This is a genomic window from Pseudomonas kribbensis (assembly GCF_003352185.1).
Lineage (GTDB): Bacteria > Pseudomonadota > Gammaproteobacteria > Pseudomonadales > Pseudomonadaceae > Aquipseudomonas > Aquipseudomonas kribbensis.
On the sequence record NZ_CP029608.1, the window covers coordinates 5,847,130 to 5,870,730 of the forward strand.

General features: G+C 60.7%; 25 protein-coding genes. 10 read left to right on the plus strand and 15 right to left on the minus strand.

Going from position 1 to position 23,601, the window contains the following annotated elements; all coding sequences use genetic code 11:
* Positions 1-6 precede the first annotated feature (6 nt).
* A complete protein-coding gene (locus DLD99_RS26770) occupies positions 7-744 on the minus strand; it encodes a substrate-binding periplasmic protein (protein ID WP_114886016.1) in 738 nt (245 codons plus the stop codon).
* Positions 745-1,000: 256 nt separating this feature from the next.
* Between DLD99_RS26770 and DLD99_RS26775 the strand changes: the two genes are divergently transcribed.
* The gene (locus DLD99_RS26775; RefSeq protein ID WP_011336314.1) at positions 1,001-1,453 is read left to right on the plus strand and encodes a GNAT family N-acetyltransferase; all 453 of its coding nucleotides are present in this window, start codon (positions 1,001-1,003) and stop codon (positions 1,451-1,453) included.
* A 42-nt stretch (positions 1,454-1,495) separates the two neighbouring features.
* Here the strand turns inward: DLD99_RS26775 and DLD99_RS26780 are convergent, their stop codons facing one another.
* Genes DLD99_RS26780 through DLD99_RS26790 form a run of 3 tightly spaced genes read right to left on the minus strand, consistent with a single transcriptional unit; the run spans position 1,496 to position 4,472 of the window.
* Positions 1,496-1,792, minus strand: coding sequence for a winged helix-turn-helix domain-containing protein (locus tag DLD99_RS26780; RefSeq protein WP_085580718.1), 297 nt, complete (start codon positions 1,790-1,792; stop codon positions 1,496-1,498).
* A gap of 24 nt (positions 1,793-1,816) precedes the next feature.
* Positions 1,817-2,308 carry a M48 metallopeptidase family protein gene (locus DLD99_RS26785; protein WP_114886018.1) on the minus strand — a complete coding sequence of 164 codons (492 nt, stop codon included), beginning with the start codon at positions 2,306-2,308 and terminating at the stop codon, positions 1,817-1,819.
* A gap of 40 nt (positions 2,309-2,348) precedes the next feature.
* Positions 2,349-4,472, minus strand: a complete 2,124-nt coding sequence (locus DLD99_RS26790) for a putative bifunctional diguanylate cyclase/phosphodiesterase (RefSeq protein WP_114886020.1) — start codon at positions 4,470-4,472, stop codon at positions 2,349-2,351.
* Between the two features lie 333 nt (positions 4,473-4,805).
* Here DLD99_RS26790 and DLD99_RS26795 point away from each other — a divergent pair, with 333 nt between their 5' ends.
* The 3 genes from DLD99_RS26795 (at position 4,806) to DLD99_RS26805 (ending at position 6,588) form a co-directional block, all read left to right on the plus strand.
* Positions 4,806-5,474: a polysaccharide lyase family 7 protein gene (locus tag DLD99_RS26795; RefSeq protein WP_114886022.1), complete on the plus strand. Its 669-nt coding sequence runs from the start codon at positions 4,806-4,808 to the stop codon at positions 5,472-5,474.
* A gap of 400 nt (positions 5,475-5,874) precedes the next feature.
* Positions 5,875-6,234, plus strand: coding sequence for a DUF6124 family protein (locus tag DLD99_RS26800; protein ID WP_114886023.1), 360 nt, complete (start codon positions 5,875-5,877; stop codon positions 6,232-6,234).
* A gap of 96 nt (positions 6,235-6,330) precedes the next feature.
* On the plus strand, positions 6,331-6,588 hold the full coding sequence (locus DLD99_RS26805; RefSeq protein ID WP_114886025.1) for a helix-turn-helix domain-containing protein: 258 nt from the start codon (positions 6,331-6,333) through the stop codon (positions 6,586-6,588).
* A 70-nt stretch (positions 6,589-6,658) separates the two neighbouring features.
* On the opposite strand, the gene DLD99_RS26810 is transcribed toward DLD99_RS26805, so the two are convergent.
* The 7 genes from DLD99_RS26810 to tkt form a co-directional block, all read right to left on the minus strand.
* Positions 6,659-6,910 (minus strand): helix-turn-helix transcriptional regulator, encoded by a 252-nt coding sequence (locus tag DLD99_RS26810; protein WP_114886028.1) that lies wholly within the window; start codon positions 6,908-6,910, stop codon positions 6,659-6,661.
* A 156-nt stretch (positions 6,911-7,066) separates the two neighbouring features.
* Positions 7,067-8,131, minus strand: a complete 1,065-nt coding sequence (gene fba, locus DLD99_RS26815) for a class II fructose-bisphosphate aldolase (RefSeq protein WP_007959708.1) — start codon at positions 8,129-8,131, stop codon at positions 7,067-7,069.
* A 125-nt stretch (positions 8,132-8,256) separates the two neighbouring features.
* The gene (locus DLD99_RS26820) at positions 8,257-8,589 is read right to left on the minus strand and encodes an MliC family protein (RefSeq protein ID WP_114886030.1); all 333 of its coding nucleotides are present in this window, start codon (positions 8,587-8,589) and stop codon (positions 8,257-8,259) included.
* A 57-nt stretch (positions 8,590-8,646) separates the two neighbouring features.
* Positions 8,647-8,868, minus strand: a complete 222-nt coding sequence (locus tag DLD99_RS26825) for a hypothetical protein (protein WP_085688661.1) — start codon at positions 8,866-8,868, stop codon at positions 8,647-8,649.
* A 34-nt stretch (positions 8,869-8,902) separates the two neighbouring features.
* The gene (locus DLD99_RS26830) at positions 8,903-10,066 is read right to left on the minus strand and encodes a phosphoglycerate kinase (RefSeq protein WP_114886032.1); all 1,164 of its coding nucleotides are present in this window, start codon (positions 10,064-10,066) and stop codon (positions 8,903-8,905) included.
* Between the two features lie 12 nt (positions 10,067-10,078).
* Positions 10,079-11,131 (minus strand): erythrose-4-phosphate dehydrogenase, encoded by a 1,053-nt coding sequence (epd, locus tag DLD99_RS26835; protein ID WP_114886034.1) that lies wholly within the window; start codon positions 11,129-11,131, stop codon positions 10,079-10,081.
* A gap of 151 nt (positions 11,132-11,282) precedes the next feature.
* On the minus strand, positions 11,283-13,280 hold the full coding sequence (gene tkt / locus DLD99_RS26840; protein ID WP_114886036.1) for a transketolase: 1,998 nt from the start codon (positions 13,278-13,280) through the stop codon (positions 11,283-11,285).
* 271 nt (positions 13,281-13,551) lie between these two features.
* Here tkt and DLD99_RS26845 point away from each other — a divergent pair, with 271 nt between their 5' ends.
* From DLD99_RS26845 to DLD99_RS26860, 4 genes are all read left to right on the plus strand, one after another.
* Entirely contained in the window at positions 13,552-14,547 is a 996-nt protein-coding gene (locus DLD99_RS26845) for an ArsR/SmtB family transcription factor (RefSeq protein ID WP_085709116.1), read from the plus strand.
* 18 nt (positions 14,548-14,565) lie between these two features.
* Complete coding sequence (gene metK / locus DLD99_RS26850) at positions 14,566-15,756, plus strand: methionine adenosyltransferase (protein WP_011336330.1); 1,191 nt, start codon at positions 14,566-14,568, stop codon at positions 15,754-15,756.
* Between the two features lie 143 nt (positions 15,757-15,899).
* Positions 15,900-17,579 (plus strand): NAD-dependent DNA ligase LigB, encoded by a 1,680-nt coding sequence (gene ligB / locus DLD99_RS26855; protein WP_114886038.1) that lies wholly within the window; start codon positions 15,900-15,902, stop codon positions 17,577-17,579.
* Between the two features lie 96 nt (positions 17,580-17,675).
* Positions 17,676-18,071 carry a DUF1090 domain-containing protein gene (locus DLD99_RS26860; RefSeq protein ID WP_085709113.1) on the plus strand — a complete coding sequence of 132 codons (396 nt, stop codon included), beginning with the start codon at positions 17,676-17,678 and terminating at the stop codon, positions 18,069-18,071.
* A gap of 52 nt (positions 18,072-18,123) precedes the next feature.
* On the opposite strand, the gene DLD99_RS26865 is transcribed toward DLD99_RS26860, so the two are convergent.
* Positions 18,124-18,573 carry a c-type cytochrome gene (locus DLD99_RS26865; RefSeq protein ID WP_114886040.1) on the minus strand — a complete coding sequence of 150 codons (450 nt, stop codon included), beginning with the start codon at positions 18,571-18,573 and terminating at the stop codon, positions 18,124-18,126.
* 128 nt (positions 18,574-18,701) lie between these two features.
* On the opposite strand from DLD99_RS26865, the gene mltA reads away from it, so the two are divergent.
* Positions 18,702-19,874 (plus strand): murein transglycosylase A, encoded by a 1,173-nt coding sequence (gene mltA / locus DLD99_RS26870; RefSeq protein ID WP_114886042.1) that lies wholly within the window; start codon positions 18,702-18,704, stop codon positions 19,872-19,874.
* Between the two features lie 49 nt (positions 19,875-19,923).
* Here the strand turns inward: mltA and DLD99_RS26875 are convergent, their stop codons facing one another.
* Positions 19,924-20,307, minus strand: a complete 384-nt coding sequence (locus tag DLD99_RS26875) for an MAPEG family protein (RefSeq protein WP_085709110.1) — start codon at positions 20,305-20,307, stop codon at positions 19,924-19,926.
* A gap of 35 nt (positions 20,308-20,342) precedes the next feature.
* Positions 20,343-21,176 carry an EamA family transporter gene (locus DLD99_RS26880; protein ID WP_114886043.1) on the minus strand — a complete coding sequence of 278 codons (834 nt, stop codon included), beginning with the start codon at positions 21,174-21,176 and terminating at the stop codon, positions 20,343-20,345.
* 239 nt (positions 21,177-21,415) lie between these two features.
* Here DLD99_RS26880 and DLD99_RS26885 point away from each other — a divergent pair, with 239 nt between their 5' ends.
* A complete protein-coding gene (locus DLD99_RS26885) occupies positions 21,416-22,681 on the plus strand; it encodes a cation:proton antiporter (protein WP_064600020.1) in 1,266 nt (421 codons plus the stop codon).
* On the opposite strand, the gene DLD99_RS26890 is transcribed toward DLD99_RS26885, so the two are convergent.
* Positions 22,682-23,569: a formate/nitrite transporter family protein gene (locus DLD99_RS26890; protein WP_114886045.1), complete on the minus strand. Its 888-nt coding sequence runs from the start codon at positions 23,567-23,569 to the stop codon at positions 22,682-22,684.
* Positions 23,570-23,601 lie beyond the last annotated feature (32 nt).

A 23,601-nucleotide genomic window follows, 5' to 3' on the forward strand; every position in this document is an offset into this window, starting at 1 on the left:
GTCGCTTCACATGCCGTGCTGCCTGAGCAACTTGTCATAGCTGCCATCGGCCTTCATCGCCGCAATCGCCTTGTCGAACCCGGCCACGATCTGTTCGTGCTGCGGGTTCTTCAGGCTGACCAGAATGTGCAGACTGTTCTCGCTCAAGGGCTTGGGCAGGAACTCCACGGCGTTGCGCACCTTCGGTGATTCACGGGCCAGGTAATAGCGGGCGACAAACTCGTCTTCCAGGGTCAGCTTGACCCGATCCGCCGCCAGCATGCGCACGGCCATGGCGAAGTTATGCACAGGAACTTTCTGCAACGCCGTGTCGGCATCGAACGGCGCGGAATAGGCATAGCCGCGCACCACCGCAATCGGATAGGTGTGCAGTTCCTGCAGGTTGTTGTATTCGATGGGGGTGTCTTTGCGCTTGAGAAAACGCACGCGGTTGAGCAGGTACTCGTCGGAAAACTGCCCCAGCTTCGTACGCTCGTCGTTGTACCAGGCGTTGACCAGCACGTCGTAACGCCCCTCGCCAACTCCGAGCAGCGCCCGCGCCCACGGCACCTGTTCGTAATCGCTGGCATAACCGGCCCGGGCCAGGGCCGTACTGACGATGTCCGTAGCCAGCCCACCGTTGACCAGGGTGTCATCGGTAAAGGGTGGCCAGATGTCGAACACCAGACGCAGTTTCTCCGCTGCAGCGCTTTGACCCAGCAACAGCAATCCGATCAAAGCCAACGCTCGATGCAATCGCGGCATGCTTGAAAATCCTTAGCGGGCGGGCCGCCCGGCGTGTTTTCAGTCAAAACCCCAAGGCCCCTTACCGGCGAATCCCAGGCCCTAACATTAGCTCATTGAAGCCGTTGCACAGCGCTTCTCAGCAGATTACACAAAGATGTCGGCGCCGCCAGAAGGGAATGATGGCATTTTGGCCTTTGTCACAGATTTCTCAGCCATACAGACATATTTCGACGTGGCGCTTAGTATCGGGCGACGTAGTTCAAGGAATCGGAAGATGACAATCGAGTGGGTCTGCAAACATCACAGCGATCTGGGACTGGAGCAGCTGTACGCCATTTTGAAATTGCGCTCGGAAGTGTTCGTGGTCGAACAGCGCTGCGCGTACCTGGACCCGGACGGGCAGGATCTGGACGGGGACACCTGCCATTTGATGGGTTGGGACGGTGATCAACTGGTGGCGTACCTGCGCCTGCTGGACCCGGAATCCCAGGGCGGCGACGTGGTGATCGGCCGCGTACTGACGGCGCCGGCCGGGCGCGGCAAAGGGCTGGGGCATGAAATGATGGAACAGGCGCTGAAACAGGCTGAGAAGCGTTGGCCAGAAGTGCCGATCTATCTGTCGGCCCAGGCGCATTTGCAGGGGTATTACGGGCGGTACGGGTTTGTGGTGGCGGGTGAGGAATATCTGGAGGATGACATTCCTCATATCGGGATGCGTCGGTCTTGAGCCTTCCCCTTCGCGGGCGTGCCCGCGAAGGGACTACTGAGGTCAGGGATACTCAAGCACAGCCTTGATCTGCCGCAGATTGCGCTCGATCCACCCCCGATCAATCGCCCCCCACTCACGAATCCGATAGCGCCCCGCGTGATTGCGCGCGCCCTCTTCCTGTTCGAACTCGCAGACGATATCCAGATCCGCCAGCGCCGCAATGGTGTCCTGCGCCGTGCGCCGGGGCATGCCGGTGGCGTCGGTCAGCGCCGGCACGCTGCTGGCCAGGCCGCTGTCGATCAGATACGCCACGTACAAGCGCCGGTAGAAACTACTTTTGGTCTTGCTCACGTCCATGCATGCGCTCCGTTGTTTGATGTCTTATTGCATGTCCCGCCACGTCAGGTACACCCGCAGATCGAACTCGATCTGGTGATAGCCCGGCAGCATGTGCTCACATAATTTATAGAACGCCTTGTTGTGATCCGACTCCTTGAAGTGCGCCAGTTCATGCACGACGATCATCTTCAAAAACTCAGGCGCGGCCTCCTTGAACAGCGAGGCGATGCGGATCTCTTTCTTGGCCTTGAGCTTGCCGCCCTGCACCCGCGACACCGTGGTGTGCAGGCCGAGGGCGCGGTGGGTCAGGTCGAGACGGTTATCGAACAAGACCTTGTCGATGGCCGGGGCGTTGCGCAGGTATTCCTGTTTCAGGTCCAGCGCGTAGCCGTACAACGCCTTGTCGCTCTGCACATCGTGGCGGCCCGGATAACGTTGGCTCAGGTAATCACCGAGGCGATCTTCGGCAATCAATTGGCGCACCTGATCCTGCAATTGCGCGGGATAGGCCTGGAGGTATTTCAACGCGGTCATGGGCGGCACGGGTCATGAAAAGGCCGCCAGTGTAGCGAATTCAACCGGCCAACGCGCTCCAGTCGAACGGCTCGGCGAAGCGCGTCGCGTCCTCGGCGACCAACGGCCGCGCCACCAGAAAGCCTTGCACGTACTCGCAACCATGGGCTTGCAGCCATTGATATTGCTCGACGGTTTCCACGCCCTCGGCAATCACCAGCAGACCGTATTCCTTGCACAGTTCGATGACGCTGCGCACCAGCGAAGCGTCCCGGGACGAGTCCGGCAATCGGGCGATCAGGTGGCGATCGAGCTTGAGCGTATCCAGCTCCAGATCCCGCAGATGCGACAGCGAGCAGGACCCGGAGCCGAAATCGTCCAGCGCCACCCGCACCCCGAGATTGCGCAGCAGCTTCAGTTGTTTGCGGGTCTCGTCCGGGTTGATCGTCAGCGCCTCCTCGGTCACTTCCACTTCCATCTGATGCGGCTGCAAGCCATGGCGCTCCAGCACCTGGCGCAACTCGGTCACCAGATTCGGCAAACCGAACTGGGTATTGCTCAGGCTCACCCCAAGCACCAGATCCCTGGAAAATTCGGACTCCCAGGCCTTACGCTGCCCGGCGCTGCGGTGATAGATCCAGCTGCCGAGCCGACTGATCAGCGTCGCCTCTTCCAGCAACGGCAGGAACAGCCCTGGCGGCACGTCGCCGACGCTCGGATGCTGCCAGCGCAGCAGTGCTTCGAAACCACGAATCCGGCCGTCACCAATTGCCACTTGCGGCTGATACACCAGATTGAAATCGCGGTTCTCGATGGCGTTGCGCACGCTCTCTTCCAGCATAAGTCGCGAGCGTGCGCGGCCGTTCATTTCGTGATCGTAGAAGCGATACTGCTGGCGTCCGGCACGCTTGGCTTCGTACATGGCGATGTCCGAAGCGCGCATCAAACCGTCGAGGTTGTTGCCGCAATCCGGGTACGTGGCGATGCCGATACTGGCGCCGAGGGCGATGTCCATGCCTTCGATCTGCTGACAGATCGACACCCGCTCGATGAGCTTCTCGGCGATCTTCGCCGCCTGCTCGGGGAATTCCAGATCCAGCAGCGCGGTGAATTCGTCACCGCCCATCCGCGCCAGAATATCGAACGGCCGCAGGCAGGCTTTCAGTTGTTCGGAGACCCAACGCAACACCCGGTCGCCGGCGTCGTGACCGAGGGAATCGTTGACCCGTTTGAAGCCGTCGAGATCGAGGTACATCAGCACCCAACTGCTGTCACTGCGTTCACCGCGCAACAGCAGGTTTTCCACAGTCTGGTAAAAGCCACGACGATTGAGCAGCCCGGTCAGCGGGTCGGTGACAGCCTGAAACTCCAGCTGCTGATGCAGATGCCGCACCACCGACATGTCCAGCACCGTCACCACCATCGCATGCTGTTCGCTCGGCAACGGCGCGCAGGACAGCGCCACCGGCACTTGCTGCCCCGGCGCGGTACGCAGCAATGCGTCGTGTAAACGCAGCGTCTCGCCACGTTTGTAACTGGCATAAAACTCGGAATCGGCCCACAGCGGAATGTGCGGTTTCTGCAGGAAATCGAGAAACTCCTGCCCTTCCAGTTCCTTCACCGGCGCGTTGAGCAATCGGGAAATCGCCGGATTGGCGAAACGGATCAAGCCATCCTCGGCCAATACCAGAATGCCTTCGGCGGCGTTATCCAGCACCGATGCATTGAAGGCCCGCGCCGATTCCAGATCCTGACTCAGGCGCTGCAACGCCCGGCGATTGCGCTGGTGCTCCAGCAACGCCTGGACCTTGGGTTTGAGAATCTGCGGATCGAAGGGTTTGAACAGGTAATCCACCGCGCCACTGGCATAGCCCTTGATCACGGCGTCCTGGGATTGCTCATTGGCGGTAAGGAAAATGATGGGGGTGAGCCGCGTTCGCTGGCTGCCGCGCATCAGGCGCGCGACTTCGAAACCGTCCATGCCCGGCATCTGCACATCCAGCAGCACCAGATCGATGTCGTGTTCGAGCAACAGGCTGAGGGCTTCGAAACCGGAAGCCGCGGTCATGACCTGCCAGTCCTGGCGCTGCAGCAACGCGCGCATGCTGATCAGATTTTCAGGGTAATCATCAACGATCAAAAGGACGGAGCTGCCTTCACCTGGCTGGGTTTGCGCGCATTCCATGCTGCTTCTCTTGTCGGGACATCCAATCGGGACGCGGCCGGTTTCTCGTGAAAACCGTACTGTTACTGAGCCTTCACTCTAGTCCTGGATCCGAAAAAGCAGTAGCTGTCATCAGGCCATCATTTAACCAAACCGGTAAGTAGCCGACTAACGGTCATCGCTGCAGCCCCCGAAAACCGGGAAACATGGCATTTCGACAGGATGTTGGCGCCAATCATCCGCCAGACGGCCGTTAACAAAAAATCCCTCTGCGCTTATAAAGGCCGCCCCCAAGAGGCGCGGGCTAGAGCTTCTGGCACGCGCGTGCAGCAGAAACAGAGTGGAAGAACCGACATGATCGACCTCGCAACCTGGAACCTCAGCGTTCCCGTTGGCAGCCCGCCCCACACCGTCGAAACCTCCAGACTGGTGAACGGCTTCAAGGATCAGTACTTCCATTCGGACACCGGCACCCTGTTCTTCTGGTCCCCGGTGACCGGCTCGAAAACCGAAAACGCCATCTACCCGCGCACCGAACTGCGCGAGACCTACAGCAACGGCACCCTGCGCAACTGGTACTACCCGGACGCCGACAACCTGCTGCGCGCAACCCTTTCGGTCAACAAGGTGCCCAGCTCCGGCAAGATCGTCATCGGGCAGATCCACGCCTACGAAAGCCAGAAGCCGCTGGTGAAACTCGAGTATCAGTACAAGAGCAAACTGGACTCCGGCAACCTGGTGATCAAGGTACGGATGCACCCGGACGATGACGAAGGCCGGGTGATTACCCTGGCGACCGGGATCAAACTGGATCGCGAATTCAATTACCTGATTCACCTCAGCCCCGGTGGCGCGCTGGGTATCAGCGCGGCCGGGTATCAGTGGGACTCGCAGATCAGCGCGACCTGGCGCAACAAGCCGCTGTATTTCAAGGCTGGCGTGTATGTGCAGGACAACACCGGGTACACCAGCGAGGGTGGGCAGGTGACGTTCTCAAAACTGGACATTGACCACGACAAATAACCTGTGGGAGCTGGCCTGCCAGCGATGGCGCCGGGGACAGCGCTGACATTTAAACGGTTATGTTTAAACCAGCCCGGCGTAACGTCCCGAAGCCTACAACGGCTTGCGTCGCTGCCTACCGGTACGCCAGAATCCGCCGGCTTGTGCGCCTGGAGGGCCGTCGGTAACTTGATTCGGGTCACTGATTCGCAGTGATCGGGTTTAGTAGCCCGTGGTGTTTTCAGCTACGTGCAATGCGCTATCCATCAGACATTCCAGTCTGACTGTGATGGTGGCTGTGCGCAGGGCGCTTCGGCGCGCCGGTCAATGCTGAATACTCCCCGGTCTACTAACCTGCGCACAGCTGCCACCCTTCTTTTAGTAGGGAAGGACCGGCAGCTCCTTACAGGAGTTTCAGCTTATGTTCAAACCTACGCCTAACCCGCCAGAAACAGATCCGGCCTCCCCCTACGATTCCCTCGACCCCAAAAAACTCAACGAAGCCGCCGAACGCGCCCTCGATCACTACCTCTGCCCCGGCGCCCGCATCATGGCCACGGTCAACGAACCCGACCGCATGTACTTCGCCAACCCCGCCTGCAACACCGAATCCCTGCTGGCCAACGCCAGCGAAACCCTCGGCTCCGCCAGCGAAATGCTCAACAACTTCGCCGCGATACTCCCGACATCCCACCGCAAAACCGCGCTGGGTATTGCACAAGTGGTGATGCTGGCGGAACTGGCGGTGAATCAGGCGCTGGATCACGTCGAGCCGAAGTAACCAGCTCTATATAAGGAACCCGCTTCAGGGCGGGTTTCTCGGGATGACATGTTGTATTTACACAACATGAACCTTCAAACGTTGCGGTAGCGGAACATGGACTACGTCCTATTGATCAGCCGTCTAGGTAATCAACTACGCGAAAAACGTATAGCTCGTGGCCTGACGCAAGTACAACTTGCCGAGCTCGCAGGGCTGACACGATACAACATCATCGCAGTGGAGAAAGGCGCTCCATCTGTCAGCATGATCGCCTACGCACGCACCCTGGCGGCTCTGGATAGTGAGCTTGTTGTCATTCCAGCTGTAATGCCAACTCTTGAAGAGCTTGCGGAGTTATTCAATGATCTCTGACTTTTAGATAATTCTTACCCCACGCAAAAATCATCTCCTGTAAAAATCCGTAGACGGACTCCGTTGCAGCTTACTCATCGTGCTCAACCAGATCCGCCAAGGATTTGATATCTATCCTGTTATCCACGATATCAAGTGCCATTCCCAGCGCTGTCAAAACCCTGAACACGGTGTATAGGGCCACATTCCCTCCCGCCTCAAGATCCATAATGGTCTTACGGCTGCACGCCGCTCTCTGCGCCAACAGCGCCTGGGTATAACCCTTAGCACGCCTGTACTGACGGATTCGCTCACCGAACAGCGGAGGGTTGTACAAGATCATCAATGTCACCTATATCGGACTTCAGTAAGCCGTTCCGGCTTTTTGTCCGTTATAGGTGACATCTCACGCAACGTATATGAGCTAGACATAAAAAACCCAGGCAAAAAGAAACCCGCCTCACGGCGGGTTTCTTTCAAATCAGCTCAACACCCAGTCTCAATTGACCTTGGCGTTCAACTCACCCTTCAGATAACGCTGATACATGCTTTCCAGCGAGATCGGCTTGATCTTCGAAGCGTTGCCGGCAGTACCGAAAGCTTCATAACGAGCGATACATACATCGCGCATCGCCTTGACGGTTTCGCCGAAGAATTTACGCGGGTCGAATTCGCTCGGGTTGGTGGCCATCAGGCGACGCATGGCGCCGGTGGATGCCAGACGCAGGTCGGTGTCGATGTTGACCTTGCGCACGCCGTGCTTGATGCCTTCGACGATTTCTTCAACCGGTACGCCGTAGGTTTCTTTGATGTCGCCGCCGTACTGGTTGATGATCGCCAGCCACTCTTGTGGAACCGACGAGGAACCGTGCATCACCAGGTGGGTGTTCGGGATGCGCTTGTGGATTTCCTTGATGCGGTCGATGGCCAGCACGTCACCGGTAGGTGGCTTGGTGAACTTGTAGGCGCCGTGGCTGGTGCCGATGGCGATAGCCAGGGCATCAACCTGAGTCTTCTTGACGAAGTCAGCAGCTTCTTCCGGGTCGGTCAGCATCTGGCTGTGATCCAGAACGCCTTCGGCGCCGATGCCGTCTTCTTCACCGGCCATGCCGGTTTCCAGCGAACCCAGGCAGCCCAGCTCGCCTTCGACCGAAACGCCGCAGGCGTGAGCCATGGCTACGGTCTGTTGGGTTACGCGGACGTTGTATTCGTAGTCGGTCGGCGTCTTGCCGTCTTCGCCGAGAGAGCCGTCCATCATCACCGAGCTGAAGCCCAGCTGGATCGAGCGCTGGCAGACGTCAGGGCTGGTGCCGTGGTCCTGGTGCATGCACACCGGGATGTGCGGGAATTCTTCGATCGCGGCCAGGATCAGGTGACGCAGGAACGGCGCGCCGGCGTATTTGCGGGCGCCGGCCGAAGCCTGGACGATCACCGGGGAGTCAGTCTTGTCAGCGGCTTCCATGATGGCGCGCATCTGCTCAAGGTTGTTGACGTTGAAGGCTGGAACGCCGTAGCCGAACTCGGCTGCGTGATCCAGCATCTGGCGCATGCTGATAAGTGCCATTGTGTGTGTCTCTCCCGGTTTGGGTCGTTAATCGTGCCAGCCTGCCGGAGCGGCGGCGGCTATTCAAGTGATTGCAGATCGGGGGTTGAGGCCCGGCCTGGTGATTCGATAAAGCAAATTCGGTTTTATTCGGCTTTGCAGCCCCGGCCGATCAGATCATTGGTAGCGACCCAGTAGACCAGGCCTTCATTACCTTTGATGTGAAACGCCAGCATGTCGTCGCTGTACAGCGCGCCCGAGGCGCCCGGCTCTTCTTTCAGGCGATAGACCTGATCGCCGCCGCCCAGTCGCACATCGACTGCCTTCTGGCCGGCATCGGTGTAGCGCCACAGCACCTTGGCCTGGCTGTCGCAGGTCCAGGTGGTCCAGTTATCCACAGGGGCGGACGACTGGAACGGGTTCCACTGCGCACAACCACCCAACAATCCCAGTGCCGCAACGGCAATCAAGCCTTTCATCCGTGTTCCTCGACCGGCAGCGCACGCCGCCGGCCCTGAGTTAAAGAGTCAGACCGGTCAAGGGCAACCATGTTCCTTGGCCGGGGTTTGCGTCTCGTATTTGTCCAGGCCTTCCGGCCCCGAGCGCTTGTTCAGCACCGGGTTGGTTTCAGCCTGCCAGTCGGCCTGATAGCAGCCTTTCTGTGCCTCGCCGGGTGCCGGCTCCGGCGCAGCCTTCGGGTTACTCCCGCAGGCCGCCAATGTACCGGTCAGCAACAACAGCGCTAACGACTTGACCATCTGAACACTCCTTTGCCTGGCCAAACGGGCGGCCTCAGGCCTTGGCCCGGCTTCCCAGGACTTCAACGGCCGGCAGCACCTTGCCTTCGACGAATTCGAGGAACGCGCCACCGCCGGTGGAAATGTAGGAGATCTTTTCAGCCACGCCATATTTATCGATGGCGGCCAGGGTGTCGCCACCGCCGGCAATCGAGAACGCCGCACTTTCGGCGATGGCTTCGGCCAGCACTTTGGTGCCGTTGCCGAACTGGTCGAATTCGAACACGCCAACCGGGCCGTTCCACAAGATGGTTTTCGACGACTTCAGCAGTTCGGCGAAGTTGGCGGCGGTTTGCGGGCCGATGTCCAGAATCATGTCGTCGGCAGCGACGTCAGCGATCAGCTTCACGGTCGCTTCGGTGCTTTCAGCGAACTCCTTGGCAACCACCACGTCCACCGGCAGCGGCACGCTGACCTTGGCGGCGATGGCGCGCGCGGTGTCCAGCAGGTCCGGTTCGTACAGCGACTTGCCGACCGGGTGACCGGCCGCAGCGAGGAAGGTGTTGGCGATGCCGCCGCCGACGATCAGTTGATCGCAGATCTGGCTCAGGCTGTTCAGCACGTCGAGTTTGGTCGAGACCTTGGAACCGGCAACGATGGCAGCCATCGGCTTGGCCGGTGCGCCCAGGGCTTTGCCCAGTGCGTCGAGCTCAGCGGCAAGCAGCGGGCCGGCAGCGGCGACTTTGGCGAACTTGGCCACACCGTGGGTCGAACCTTCGGCGCGGTGAGCAGTACCGAAAGCGTCCATCACGAACACGTCGCACAGGGCAGCGTATTGCTGGGCCAGTTCGTCGGCGTTCTTTTTCTCGCCCTTGTTGAAGCGCACGTTTTCGAACAGCACGATGTCGCCGGCCTTGACGTCAACGCCGCCCAGGTAGTCGGCCACCAGCGGCACTTCGCGGCCCAGGGCCTTGCTGAGGTAGTCGGCGACAGGCTTGAGGCTGTTCTCGGCGGAGAATTCGCCTTCGGTCGGACGACCCAGGTGCGAGCAGACCATCACGGCCGCGCCTTTTTCCAGGGCCAGCTTGATGGTCGGCAGCGAAGCCAGGATACGCGCATCGCTGGTGACAACACCGTCCTTGACTGGGACGTTGAGGTCTTCGCGGATCAATACGCGCTTACCTTGCAGATCGAGGTCGGACATCTTCAACACGGTCATGGGTCGCACTTCCTACGGTTTTTTTGAAGTCGCTGTCTGCAGATAGTGTTCTGCAACATCCAGCATTCGGTTGGCAAAACCCCATTCGTTGTCGAACCAGGCCAGGATGTTCACCAGCCGAGGGCCGGAAACGCGGGTCTGACTGGCATCGACGATGGCCGAATGTGGGTCATGGTTGAAATCACAACTTGCGTGGGGCAGCTCGGTGTAGGCCAGCAGACCTTTGAGCGGGCCGCTGGTGGCAGCCTCGCGCAGGATCCGGTTGACCTCGCCGGCGTCGGTGTCGCTCGCGGTCTGCATCGTGATGTCGAGGCAGGACACGTTGACCGTCGGCACGCGTACGGCTTTGGCCTGGATTCGCCCGGCAAGTTCCGGCAGCAGACGCTCGATACCGCGCGCCAGACCGGTGGACACCGGGATCACCGACTGGAACGCCGAACGGGTGCGGCGCAGGTCTTCGTGGTGATAGGCGTCGATCACCGGCTGATCGTTCATCGCCGAGTGAATCGTGGTAATCGACACGAATTCCAGGCCGATCGCCTTGTCCAGCAGGCGCAACAGCGGCACGCCGCAGTTGGTGGTGCAGGAGGCGTTGGACACCAGCAGTTCATCGCCGGTCAGGCAATCCTGATTGACGCCGTAGACGATGGTGGCGTCGACATCCGCCTCGCTGGCCATCGGCTGCGAAAACAGCACCCGCGGCGCGCCGGCGTCGAGGAAACGCTGGCCGTCTTCACGGGTGTGGTAGGCGCCGGAGCATTCGAGCACCAGATCGACGCCAAGGGACGCCCAATCGATGCCTTCGGGGGTGGCACTGCGCAGGACTTTCACGCAGTTGCCATTGATATGCAGACAATCGCCGTCGACCTTCACCTCGCCCGGGAACCGGCCGTGGGTGGAGTCGAAGCGTGTCAGGTATTCGATGCTGGCCATGTCGGCCAGATCGTTGATCGCGACAATTTCAAACCCTGCCGTCGAGCCTCGCTCGAACAACGCACGCAAGACGCAACGACCAATCCGGCCGTAGCCGTTGAGTGCAACTTTGTAGGGACGCGGTTGAGGCATGGGGTTCTCGATTACCGTGGTGAAACCGTCAGTGTTGCGGTGCTTCAACTACCGCTATCGCGAGCAGGCTCGCTCCCACAGGAAAATGCATTCCAATGTGGGAGCGAGCCTGCTCGCGATGGGCGGCAGCCCAGACGACAAAACTTCTGGATCAGTCTTCCAGCAGCTCTTCAGCCTGACCCAGGATGTTTTCCAGGGTGAAGCCGAACTCTTCGAACAGTGCCGAAGCCGGAGCTGATTCGCCGTAGGTGGTCATGCCGATCACGCGACCTTCCAGACCCACGTACTTGAACCAGAAGTCGGCATGGGCCGCTTCGATCGCGATACGCGCACCGACCTGCAACGGCAGGACCGATTGCTTGTAGCTGGCGTCCTGAGCGTCGAACGCGCTGGTGCATGGCATGGAAACCACACGTACCTTGCGGCCCTGCTCGGTCAGTTTGTCGTAGGCCTGAACGGCCAGGCCGACTTCCGAACCGGTAGCGATCAGGATCAGCTCTGGCTCGCCTGCGCAGTCTTTCAGCACATAACCGCCACGGCTGATGTCGGCGATCTGGCCAGCATCACGGGTTTGGTGCTGCAGGTTCTGACGGGAGAAGATCAGCGCCGACGGGCCGTCCTTGCGCTCCAGAGCGTTTTTCCAGGCCACGGCCGATTCAACGGCATCGGCTGGACGCCAGGTGTCGAGGTTCGGCGTGCTGCGCAGGCTGGTCAGTTGCTCGATCGGCTGGTGCGTCGGGCCATCTTCGCCCAGACCGATGGAGTCGTGGGTGTAGACGTGGATCACACGCTGCTTCATCAGAGCGGACATGCGCACCGCGTTGCGGGCGTATTCCATGAACATCAGGAAAGTCGCGCCGTAAGGCACCAGACCACCGTGCAGGGCAACGCCGTTCATGATCGCGGTCATGCCGAATTCGCGTACGCCGTAGTACATGTAGTTGCCGCTGGCGTCTTCGGCGCTGACGCCTTTGCAGCCTTTCCACAGAGTCAGGTTGGAACCGGCCAGGTCAGCCGAACCGCCCAGCACTTCCGGCAGCAGCGGGCCGAACGCGTTCAGGGCATTCTGGCTGGCTTTACGGCTGGCGATGGTTTCGCCCTTGGCCGCGACTTCAGCGATGTAGGCCGAAGCCTTCTCGGAGAAATCAGCCGGCAGCTCGCCGCTCAGACGACGGATCAGTTCGTTGGCTTCGGTCGGGAACGCGGCGGAGTAGGCAGCGAAACGCTGGTCCCACTCGGACTCGACGGCGCGGCCCTTTTCCTTGGCATCCCACTCGGCATAGATGTCGGCCGGGATTTCGAACGGACCGTGGTTCCAGTTCAGCGCCTGACGGGTCAGGGCGATTTCCGCGTCACCCAGCGGGGCGCCGTGGCAATCTTCCTTGCCCTGCTTGTTCGGCGAACCGAAACCGATGGTGGTCTTGCAGCAGATCAGGGTCGGCAGCGGGCTCTTGCGAGCGGTCTCGATGGCGGTCTTGATCTCTTCCGGATCGTGACCGTCGACGTTGCGGATCACCTGCCAGTTGTAGGCTTCGAAACGCTTCGGCGTGTCATCGGTGAACCAGCCTTCGACTTCGCCGTCGATGGAGATGCCGTTGTCATCGTAGAAGGCGATCAGCTTGCCCAGGCCCAGGGTACCGGCCAGGGAAGCGACTTCGTGGGAAATGCCTTCCATCATGCAGCCATCACCCAGGAACACGTAGGTGTGGTGGTCGACGATGTTGTGGCCAGGACGGTTGAACTGCGCGCCCAGTACCTTTTCAGCCAGGGCGAAGCCCACGGCGTTGGCCAGACCCTGACCCAGCGGACCGGTGGTGGTCTCGACGCCCGGGGTGTAACCGAATTCCGGGTGGCCCGGGGTGCGGCTGTGCAGTTGACGGAACTGTTTCAGGTCGTCGATCGACAGGTCGTAGCCGGTCAGGTGCAGCAGCGAGTAGATCAACATCGAGCCGTGGCCGTTGGACAGCACGAAGCGGTCACGGTCGGCGAAGGATGGATTGCTCGGGTTGTGCTTGAGGTAGTCGCGCCAAAGCACTTCGGCAATATCTGCCATACCCATAGGGGCACCGGGATGGCCGCTGTTGGCTTTTTGCACGGCATCCATGCTGAGGGCACGAATGGCGTTGGCACGCTCACGACGGCTAGGCATCGCTGATCTCCTGGGTGTGAATAGATTGAAACGGAAAAAAGGAGGGCATTTTCCCTCACCCGAGCGCCTCGGGGCAATGACAGATAGTCATCCGGAGGCGTTTTTCCAATGGATAACATCGGTTTCGGCTGGTGAAACCTTTCCGCTGTTCGTCTGTAGAGTTAACCGGTCAGTGAGAAGTGCAATAAAAAGTGCCACCCATCGAGCAATATCAAAACTTTTTGATATTGGCCTTGCGGTGTTTTCCGGCCGTCTCTAGACTGCTGGCCCTATGAACTTACGCGTGCCTTCCATTCGCCATGACGATTGCGACGAGCTGGCGGCCCTGTGCAAGGCCGGCGGTGACCCGCTGCGGCTGAATGTATTGCGCGCCCTGGCCAACGATTCGTTCGGCGTACTGGAACTGGCGCAGATTTTCGATATCGGCCAGTCCGGCATGAGCCATCACCTCAAGGTGTTGGCACAAGCCGATCTGGTGGCGACTCGCCGTGAAGGCAATGCGGTTTTCTATCGCCGCGCCCTGCCCCACACCGAGTTGCTGGGCGGCAAGTTGCACGCTGCATTGTTAGAAGAAGTCGACAATCTGGCGCTGCCGGCCGACGTGGAAACACGAATCGCACAGGTCCATGGGCAGCGTGCTGCCAACAGCCAGGACTTTTTCGCTCGGGTCGCGGAGAAATTCCGCGCCCAGCAGGATTTGATTGCCGGCCTGCCGCAGTACCGTGAAAGCGTGCTGGCCCTGCTCGACAAACTGAACTTCAATGGCGCTGCCACGGCCATTGAAGTCGGCCCCGGCGATGGTGCATTCCTGCCGGAACTGGCGCGTCGCTTCGGCACCGTAACCGCACTGGACAACAGCGCGGCGATGCTCGAACTGGCCCGTCAGGTATGTGAACGTGAAAAGCTGACTAACGTCAGCCTGCAATTGGCCGATGCATTGAATGGCGTGAGCCTTCAGGCCGATTGCGTGGTGTTGAACATGGTGTTGCACCATTTCGCCGCGCCGGCCGAAGCGCTCAAGCACATGGCCAGCCTGCTGCAACCGGGCGGTAGCCTGCTCGTGACAGAGTTATGTAGCCACAACCAGAGTTGGGCCAGGGAGGCCTGCGGTGATCTGTGGTTGGGGTTTGAACAGGACGATCTGGCCCGTTGGGCCACCGCTGCGGGACTCGTTCCCGGGGAAAGCCTCTATGTAGGCTTACGTAATGGTTTCCAGATCCAGGTTCGCCATTTTCAGCGACCGGCTGGCGACACTCACCATCGGTAAATTCAGGAAAACATCGAGATGAGCGAATACTCCCTCTTCACCTCCGAGTCCGTGTCTGAAGGACATCCGGACAAAATCGCCGACCAGATTTCCGATGCAGTGCTGGACGCCATCATCGCCCAGGACAAGCACGCACGCGTTGCCGTGGAAACCCTGGTCAAGACTGGCGTGGCCATCGTTGCCGGTGAAGTGACCACCAGCGCCTGGGTCGACCTGGAGCAGATCGTTCGTGACGTGATCTGCGACATCGGCTACACCAGCTCCGACGTCGGCTTCGACGGCGCTACCTGCGGCGTGATGAACATCATCGGCAAGCAGTCCCCTGACATCAACCAGGGCGTTGACCGTGCCAAGCCTGAAGATCAGGGCGCCGGCGACCAGGGCCTGATGTTCGGCTACGCCAGCAACGAAACCGACGTGCTGATGCCAGCACCGATCACCTTCTCGCACCAGCTGGTTCAGCGCCAGGCCGAAGCCCGTAAATCGGGTCTGCTGCCTTGGCTGCGTCCGGACGCCAAGTCGCAAGTGACCTGCCGTTACGAAGGCGGCAAGGTTGTCGGTATCGACGCCGTGGTCCTGTCGACCCAGCACAACCCTGAAGTGTCGTACAACGACCTGCGCGAAGGCGTGATGGAGCTGATCGTCAAGCACGTGCTGCCTGCCGAACTGCTGAGCAAGGACACCCAGTTCCACATCAACCCGACCGGCCAGTTCATCATCGGCGGCCCGGTTGGCGACTGCGGTCTGACCGGTCGCAAGATCATCGTCGACAGCTACGGCGGCATGGCCCGTCACGGCGGCGGCGCGTTCTCCGGCAAGGATCCATCGAAGGTTGACCGTTCGGCTGCCTACGCTGGCCGTTACGTTGCCAAGAACATCGTGGCTGCCGGCCTGGCCGAGCGTTGCGAGATCCAGGTTTCCTACGCGATCGGCGTGGCCCAGCCTACTTCGATCTCGCTGAACACCTTCGGCACCGGCAAGATCAGCGATGACAAGATCATCAAACTGGTCCGCGAAGTGTTCGACCTGCGTCCATACGCGATCACCACCATGCTCGACCTGCTGCACCCGATGTACCAGGAAACCGCAGCCTACGGCCACTTCGGCCGTGCTCCGCAGACCAAGACTGTTGGCGAAGACACCTTCTCCACTTTCACCTGGGAAAAAACCGACCGCGCCGACGCTCTGCGTTCTGCTGCCGGCCTGTAATTTTCCTGGCGGTACAAAAAGCCCCGCACGGTTCGCCGTGCGGGGCTTTTTCATGGCCGCGAAACACCCGGCAAAACAGCCGACCGGCCCGCTGGAAAATTCCGGCTAGCCTTCAGGTATCTCCCTGAGCAAGGACGCTCACGATGCTTGCCACACTGCGCCTGTTTTGCATTTTCCCGCTGCTTTCCGCCCACCTCGGCGCCTTCGCTGGCGAATGCCCCACTTGGCCAGCCGACCGGGCCCGAAGCGAAATCACTGCCCTGCAACAGCAGATCGATCAATGGGACGACGCCTATCACCGTGAAGGCCGATCACTGATCGTCGATGAACTCTACGATCAGTCCCGCATCCGGCTTGGCGAATGGCGCCAGTGCTTCAAACTTCCATCATCGTCCAAGCCTTTACCGACTGCGGCTGGCCCGGTCGCACATCCGATCGCCCATACCGGCCTCGACAAGCTTCACGACGCAGCGGACATCGAAGCCTGGCTGCGCGACCGCAAGGACGTCTGGGCACAACCCAAGGTCGATGGCGTGGCCGTCACGCTGATCTATCGCGCCGGGCGGTTGCAGCAGGCGATCAGTCGCGGCGACGGCGTTCGCGGGCAGGACTGGACTGCCTCGGCACAGAAGATCAGCGCCATTCCCCGACAGCTGACGCAGCCACTGGACCTCTCGGTGCAGGGCGAACTCTATTGGCGGCTGGACGACCATATCCAGGCCCGCACCGGCAGCGCCAACGCCCGCGCAACAGTCGCCGGCCTGATGGGACGCAAGGATCTCAGTATTGAACAGGCCGCGGGCATCGGGCTTTTTGTCTGGGACTGGCCCCAAGGACCGAATAGCCTTGCAGAGCGAATCACGGGGCTGGCAACACTGGGCTTCGCCACAACAGAACCTTACAGCCAACCCGTCAGTGGTCTTGCCGATGCGCAGCAGTGGCGCGATCACTGGTATCGCTCGCCACTGCCCTTTGCCAGCGACGGCATCGTCCTGCGTCAGAGCCAGCGTCCTGCTGCCGAACGCTGGCAGGCGCGCCCGCCTTACTGGGCCGTGGCCTGGAAATACCCGTTTGCCCAGGCGCTGGCCGATGTGCGCAAGGTCGATTTCAAGGTCGGTCGCACCGGGCGCATCACCCCTGTACTGGAACTGGCACCGGTCATGCTTGATGACCGCCAGATCAGACGGGTCAGCGTCAGCTCACTCAAACGCTGGCAGGAACTGGACATTCGTCCCGGCGATCAAGTGGCGATCAGCCTGGCCGGTCTGACGATTCCGCGACTCGACAGCGTCGTACTCCACAGCACGGAGCGCGTCGAATTGAACGCTCCTCTCGCCAGTGACTTTCACCCGCTAAGCTGCTGGCAACCGACGCCCGGGTGCGAGAGTCAATTCCTCGCGCGCCTGATCTGGCTTGGCGGCAAGCAAGGGCTGGCGCTGCCCCATGTCGGGCGCGGCACGTGGGAGAAACTTCTGGATACAGGCCGACTGAACAGCCTGCTGGATTGGTTGGCCCTCGACGAGCCAGAGCTTGCTAAGATTGCCGGCCTCGGCGAGCGCAGCAGCGCCCGCCTGCTCCACAGTTTTCACAGCGCTCGCCAGCGGCCGTTCACCCAGTGGCTCAAAGCCCTGGGGTTGCCGCCGACCGGTCAGGCCTCTTTGGCTGATTCATGGCAAGCGCTGGCACAACGAAATACCGAACAATGGCAGGCAGAACCCGGAATCGGCCCCAGTCGCGCGGCGCAATTGAGCGCTTTTTTCCGCGACCCGCAGGTGCTGGCCCTGAGTGAAACCTTACGCGCCGCCGGAATCGACGGTTTCTGAACATGCATCCCGGCAAGCCGGGAACCCAACGGTCGCCGAAGCGCTCCAACAGCGCAGTGCTTTCCCGACCCGATTGCCTTTGCACATGGAGCTTTTATGAAATTTCTCGCACCGCTCGCCATGCTGACTCTTTGCGCCGTAATGGCCGCACCCGCGATGGCTGGCGAAGACGCCCCGGGCCTGACCGGCTGCGCCGCCAAGAAGCAAGGCATCATCAATCAGATCGAACAGGCCAAATCCCGTGGCAACGCCGACCAGCAGGCCGGCCTCGAAACCGCCCTGCGCGAAGTCACCGAACACTGCACCGACGCCGGCCTGAAGAAGGAACGTGAAAACAAGGTGCTCGACGCCAAGCACGAAGTGAGCAAGCGCCAGGCCGATCTCGACAAGGCCATGAAGAAAGGCGACCCGGAGAAGATCGACAAGCGCAAGAACAAGCTCGCCGAGTCGCGCAAGGAATTGCAGGACGCGCTGGACGAACTGGACAAGTAATCCGGCAGGCAATGTGCGGTGAAAGAGTCCTCTCCGTCACCGCACCTCAGGATCAATGATCCCGAAACTCTTTATGACAGGCACTGCAGGCATCTTCGACCTTCTGCACCGCCGGCCCCAGGTTGCTGGCCTTGTACGGCTGAACCTTGCTGGCGATCACCAGCTCACCGGTGGCGGCCTCAAGGGTGCGGGCCATTTCCTGAAAACGTGCCTGTCGCTGCCAGACATCGTCCTTGGCGCTGGTGTGATCTTCTTCACGCACCGAAGGGAAATGCTTCCACGGTTCATGGGACAGCGCATCGAGCTTGACCGCGCCTTCCGTGAATTTCGGCCCGTCGAAGGGGATGCGCCCGCGCAGCATGCCGCCCAGGTCTTCGCCGGTCTTGAGCATCTGCTTGAAGATCGCCTTGCGCTGGCCCAGCGGGGAATTGGGATCAACACCGCCACAGGCGGACAAGGTCAGACAGGCCAGCAATACAACAGAAAGTCTTTTAAGAGTCATGGTGGCTTCAGGTCACGGAATTCGGCGGCCAGTATCCTCGCGTCACCGCCAAACACCAATAGCCCTATTAATAATATGGGTTGCTGGCGCGCATGGAGCACGCCTGCAACCGACACAGGAAATTCTCCATGAACAGCCGTTTCAAGGCCTGGCGCCACCCACTCATCGTAACCCTGCCACTGCTGGTCATTCTTGCCGGCTGCACCGGAGGCGACAGTGCCAAGCCGAAAACCCACGCACTGGCCACTTACTCCAGCGCCACCTGGGAAGCCCTGCCTGCGGTTTCCGACAACGATTTGGTGGCCGGTTTCGGTTCATGGCGCAGCGCCTGCACCCGGCTCAAGGCTGACCCGGTCTGGGGCGCCACCTGCGCGGCGGCGGCCAATGTGCCGCAAAGCGCTGGCGATATCCGCACGTTCCTCAAGCAAAACCTCGATGTGTTCGGCCTGCGCGCCGAAAATGACAACCCCAACGGTCTGATCACCGGCTACTACGAACCGGTCTACCCCGGCAGCCTGACGCAAACCGCGACCGCCAATGTGCCGGTGTACGGCGTGCCCGATGACATGATCATCGTCTCGCTGGACAGCATTTACCCGGAACTGAAAGGCAAGCGCCTGCGCGGACGCCTTGAGGGCCGCGTGCTGAAACCTTACGACGACGCCGCGACCATCGAGAGCAAAGGGGTCAAGGCACCCGTAGTCGCTTGGCTGACCGACCCGATGAACCTGCAATTCCTGCAGATCCAGGGTTCAGGGCGGATTCAGACCGATGACGGCCGGCAACTGCGCATCGCCTACGCCGACCAGAACGGCCACCCGTACCGGCCGATCGGCCGCTGGCTGGTGGAACAGGGCGAGCTGAAGAAAGAAGACGTGACCATGGGCGCCATCAGCAACTGGGCCAAGGCCAACCCGTCACGCATTCCGGAGTTGCTGGGCAGCAACCCGAGCTATGTGTTCTTCACCCGCAATCCGGACAGCAACGAAGGCCCGCGCGGCTCGCTGAATGTGCCGCTGACCGCCGGTTACAGCGCGGCGGTGGATCGCAAGGTGATTCCGCTGGGCAGCTTGTTGTGGCTGTCGACCACCCGCCCTGACGGTACTGCACTGGTACGCCCGGTGGCGGCGCAGGACACCGGCGGCGCGATTGCCGGCGAAGTTCGTGCGGATCTGTTCTGGGGCACCGGTGATGCCGCCGGGCAACTGGCCGGCGACATGAAGCAGCAAGGGCAGATCTGGATGCTCTGGCCCAAAGGCGCGGCGTTGCCGCAAGTGCCGCAGGTGGCCGACAGGCAGTAAGCGCAACGCAAAGGATCGCAGGCCTCGTCAGCCTGCGATCCTTTCAGCGTCAGACCGAAACGAAGAAGAAACTGGCAATCAGCCCCATCCCGACAAACCACACCAGCGACCGCAGAATCGCCCAGTCCGCCAGATAGCAAATGATGTACAGCAGGCGACTGGTGATGAACAGCACTGCCAGCACATTGACCGTCACCAGCTGCGCCGTGCCCACCAGGTGCGCGACGATCACCGCCGCCGCAAAGGCCGGTGTCACTTCAAAACTGTTCAGTTGCGCCGCATGGGCCCGTCGGGCCACACCGTTCAGGCTTTCGAGAAAATCCCGGGGATCGTGATTGTCACTGAGCCGGTAACCACCGACAGCCTTGGCCACGCCCGTGCACACATAGGGCAGAAAGATCGCAATGAAAACGCACCACAGAGCCACCGTCATAACGCCGTCCTTTTTCAGTTTTTAGAGTTGGCGGGTCAGAACTTCATCACCAGCATGCCGATCAGCACCAGCCCACAGGCTAAGAGCCGTGGCCGGCCGAAAGGTTCTTTCAGGTAACGCATGCCGAACAGCACCACCAGAATCACGCTGATCTCGCGCAACGCCGCGGCCTCGGCAATCGACCCCAGTTGCATCGCCCACAGCACCAGAGCGTAGCTGAACAACACGCAGAACCCGACCGCCAGCCCCAGCTTCCATTGCTCGCGCCAGAACTGCAGGAACGCCGGACGTTTGGCCACCCACGCCAGCATCGGGAACGGCCAGGCGCTGAGCAGCGTGACCCAGACCAGGTAATCCAGTGGGTGCGACCAGCGCCGCAAGGCCTGCCCATCAATGTAGGTGTAGCAGCCGATGCACAGCCCGATCAGCGCCACCACCGGCAGCATCGACCACGGCAGGTGTTTCCCGCCACCGCCCTGCCAGAGCAGGCAGGCCATGCCCAGTGGGATCAGCATGATTCCGAAGATCTGTTGGGTGGTCAGCACTTCGCCGGCGAAGATCAGGGTCAGCGCCAGTACCACCAGCGGCGACAGCCCGCGCATCAACGGATAGACCAGCCCGAGGTCGCCGACCCGATAGGCCTGGATCAACAGGTAGCGATAGAGCAGCTCGAACGCCGCCGACGCCAGAATCCACGGCCAGACTTCCTGCGGCGGCAGGCTGATGAAAGGAAACGCCAGCGCGACGAACAACAGCGCCACGGTGTCCATGCAGGCCACCACCAGCAACCGTTCGGCGCTGAATTTGATCAGGGTATTCCACGCGGCATGCAACAGCGCCGCCACCAACACCAGAGCTGTCGCCAGCACGTGTCACTCCTTCATTCTTGTTTTTGAACCCGAGCCATTTGATCAGGTCTTTGCTTCGCGATGTGTCAGGCGCTGTTTATACGTCAAGCGACCTCGCCACACCCGGTTGCGCACAGACAAATGCCAAAAAAATCCTGCCCGGGCCACACAATTGTGCCCCCGCCCGGTGTCTACCCATCCAACCCTTGCGCCCATGAACAGGTGCGCTGTCTTTTCACCCCCCATCCAAAGGACCCCGGATGCTTGAACTTGTCGCCGCTTTCATCTGCCTCACCACCCTCCTCACTTTTGTGAATTTCCGCTTCATCGGTTTGCCTCCGACCATCGGCGTGATGGTTACCGCACTGATGTTTTCCCTGTTGCTGCAAGGCCTGAGCCTGCTCGGCTACCCCGGCCTCGAAGAGCGCGTACAGCAACTGATCGGCCAGATCGACTTCGGTGATCTGCTGATGAACTGGATGCTGTCGTTCCTGCTGTTCGCCGGCGCCTTGCACGTCAACCTGAACGACCTGCGCAGCTATCGATGGCCCATCGGCCTGCTGGCGACCTTCGGTGTATTGATCGCCACCGCCGTGATCGGCAGCCTCGCCTACTACATCTTCGCCCTGTTCGGCTGGCACGTGAGCTTCCTCTACTGCCTGTTGTTCGGCGCACTGATTTCCCCGACCGACCCGATCGCGGTGCTCGGCGTGTTGCGGACTGCCAACGCCTCGAAGCCGTTGAAGACCACCATCGTCGGCGAATCGCTGTTCAACGACGGCACTGCCGTGGTGGTGTTCACCGTGTTACTGGGCATCGCGCAACTGGGCGAAACCCCGACCATCGGCGCCACCGCCATGCTGTTTGCCCACGAAGCCATCGGCGGCGTGCTGTTCGGCGGGTTGATCGGTTATCTGGTGTACCTGATGATCAAGAGCATCGAGCAGCACCAGATCGAAGTCATGCTGACCCTGGCGCTGGTCATCGGTGGCTCGGCGATGGCCACCGAGCTGCACGTCTCGGCGCCGATTGCGATGGTGGTCGCCGGTCTGATCATCGGTAACCTCGGTCGCAACCTGGCGATGAACGACATGACGCGCAAATACCTGGACGGTTTCTGGGAGTTGCTCGACGACATGCTCAACGCCCTGCTGTTCGCGCTGATCGGCATGGAGCTGTTGCTGCTGCCGTTCAACTGGCTGCATGTAGCGGCGGCAAGCTTGCTGGCGCTGGCGATTCTGTTGTCGCGCCTGCTCACCGTGGCACCCGCCATCGTTCTGTTGCGGCGCTGGCGCACGGTGCCGCGCGGCACCATCCGCATCCTGACCTGGGGTGGTTTGCGCGGCGGGGTTTCGGTGGCGTTGGCCCTGGCCCTGCCATTGGGCCCGGAGCGCGATCTGCTGCTGAGCATCACCTACATCGTGGTGCTGTCGTCGATCCTGCTGCAGGGTCTGACCATTGGCAAACTGGTCAAACATGCGACTCGCGACGAGCCGGCAACCGCTGCCGAGCCTGCGCACCACTGATCATTTCCTGATCCGCTGCGGGTCGGGCTTTTCCGCCTGATCCGCAGACTCCTTCGGTTTGCCGCTTTCGCTGCGGATCTGCGCATGGCTGATCAGGGCGAAGATAAAACTGCCGCCAATGATGTTCCCCGCCAGGGTCGGCCCGGCAAACACCGCCCAGAAATCACTCCACGGCAACTCGCCGGCAAACACCAGATACGACACTTCCGCCGAACCCACCACGATGTGCGTAAAGTCGCCCAGCGCCATGAGGTAGGTGATGAGGATGATGATCCACATCTTCGCGCTCTCCATGGACGGGATCATCCAGACCATGGTGGCGATCATCCAGCCGGAAACGATGCCCTTGGCGAACATCTGGCTCGTATGGTTTTCCATGACCTTGCGGCCGATTTCGAGGAAAGCGGCGTCGGTCTTGCTGTCGAAGATCGGCAGTTCGAGCATCACATACGCCACCAGAATCGTGCCGCACAGATTGCCGAACAGCACGACTGTCCAGAGCCGTATCAGGCGGCCGAAGTTGCCGAGCGTCGGTTTGGTCATGACCGGCAGAACAGCGGTCAGGGTGTTTTCGGTGAACAACTGCTGGCGAGCGAGGATCACCGCGAGAAAACCGGCGCAGTAGCCGAAGCTGGCGATCACCTTGAACTCGTCGCCCTCGGGCAACCGGGAATTGAGCAGGCCCATGCCCATCAGCGACAGGCCCATGGTCAGCCCGGCTGCCAGCGCCGACCACCACAGCGCGGCGATGCTGCGCTCCAGTTCCTGGTCGCCCTGTTTGCGGATGATTTCATGCAGGACCGCCGCCCGGGGCGGCTGGTTTTTCTCGACTTCGTGTTGTTCCTTGGCCGAGAGGTCGGGGGTCTTGCCGTCTGTTGGCGTGGTCATGGCGGGAAACCGGTGGCGGGGTCATAAAGCTA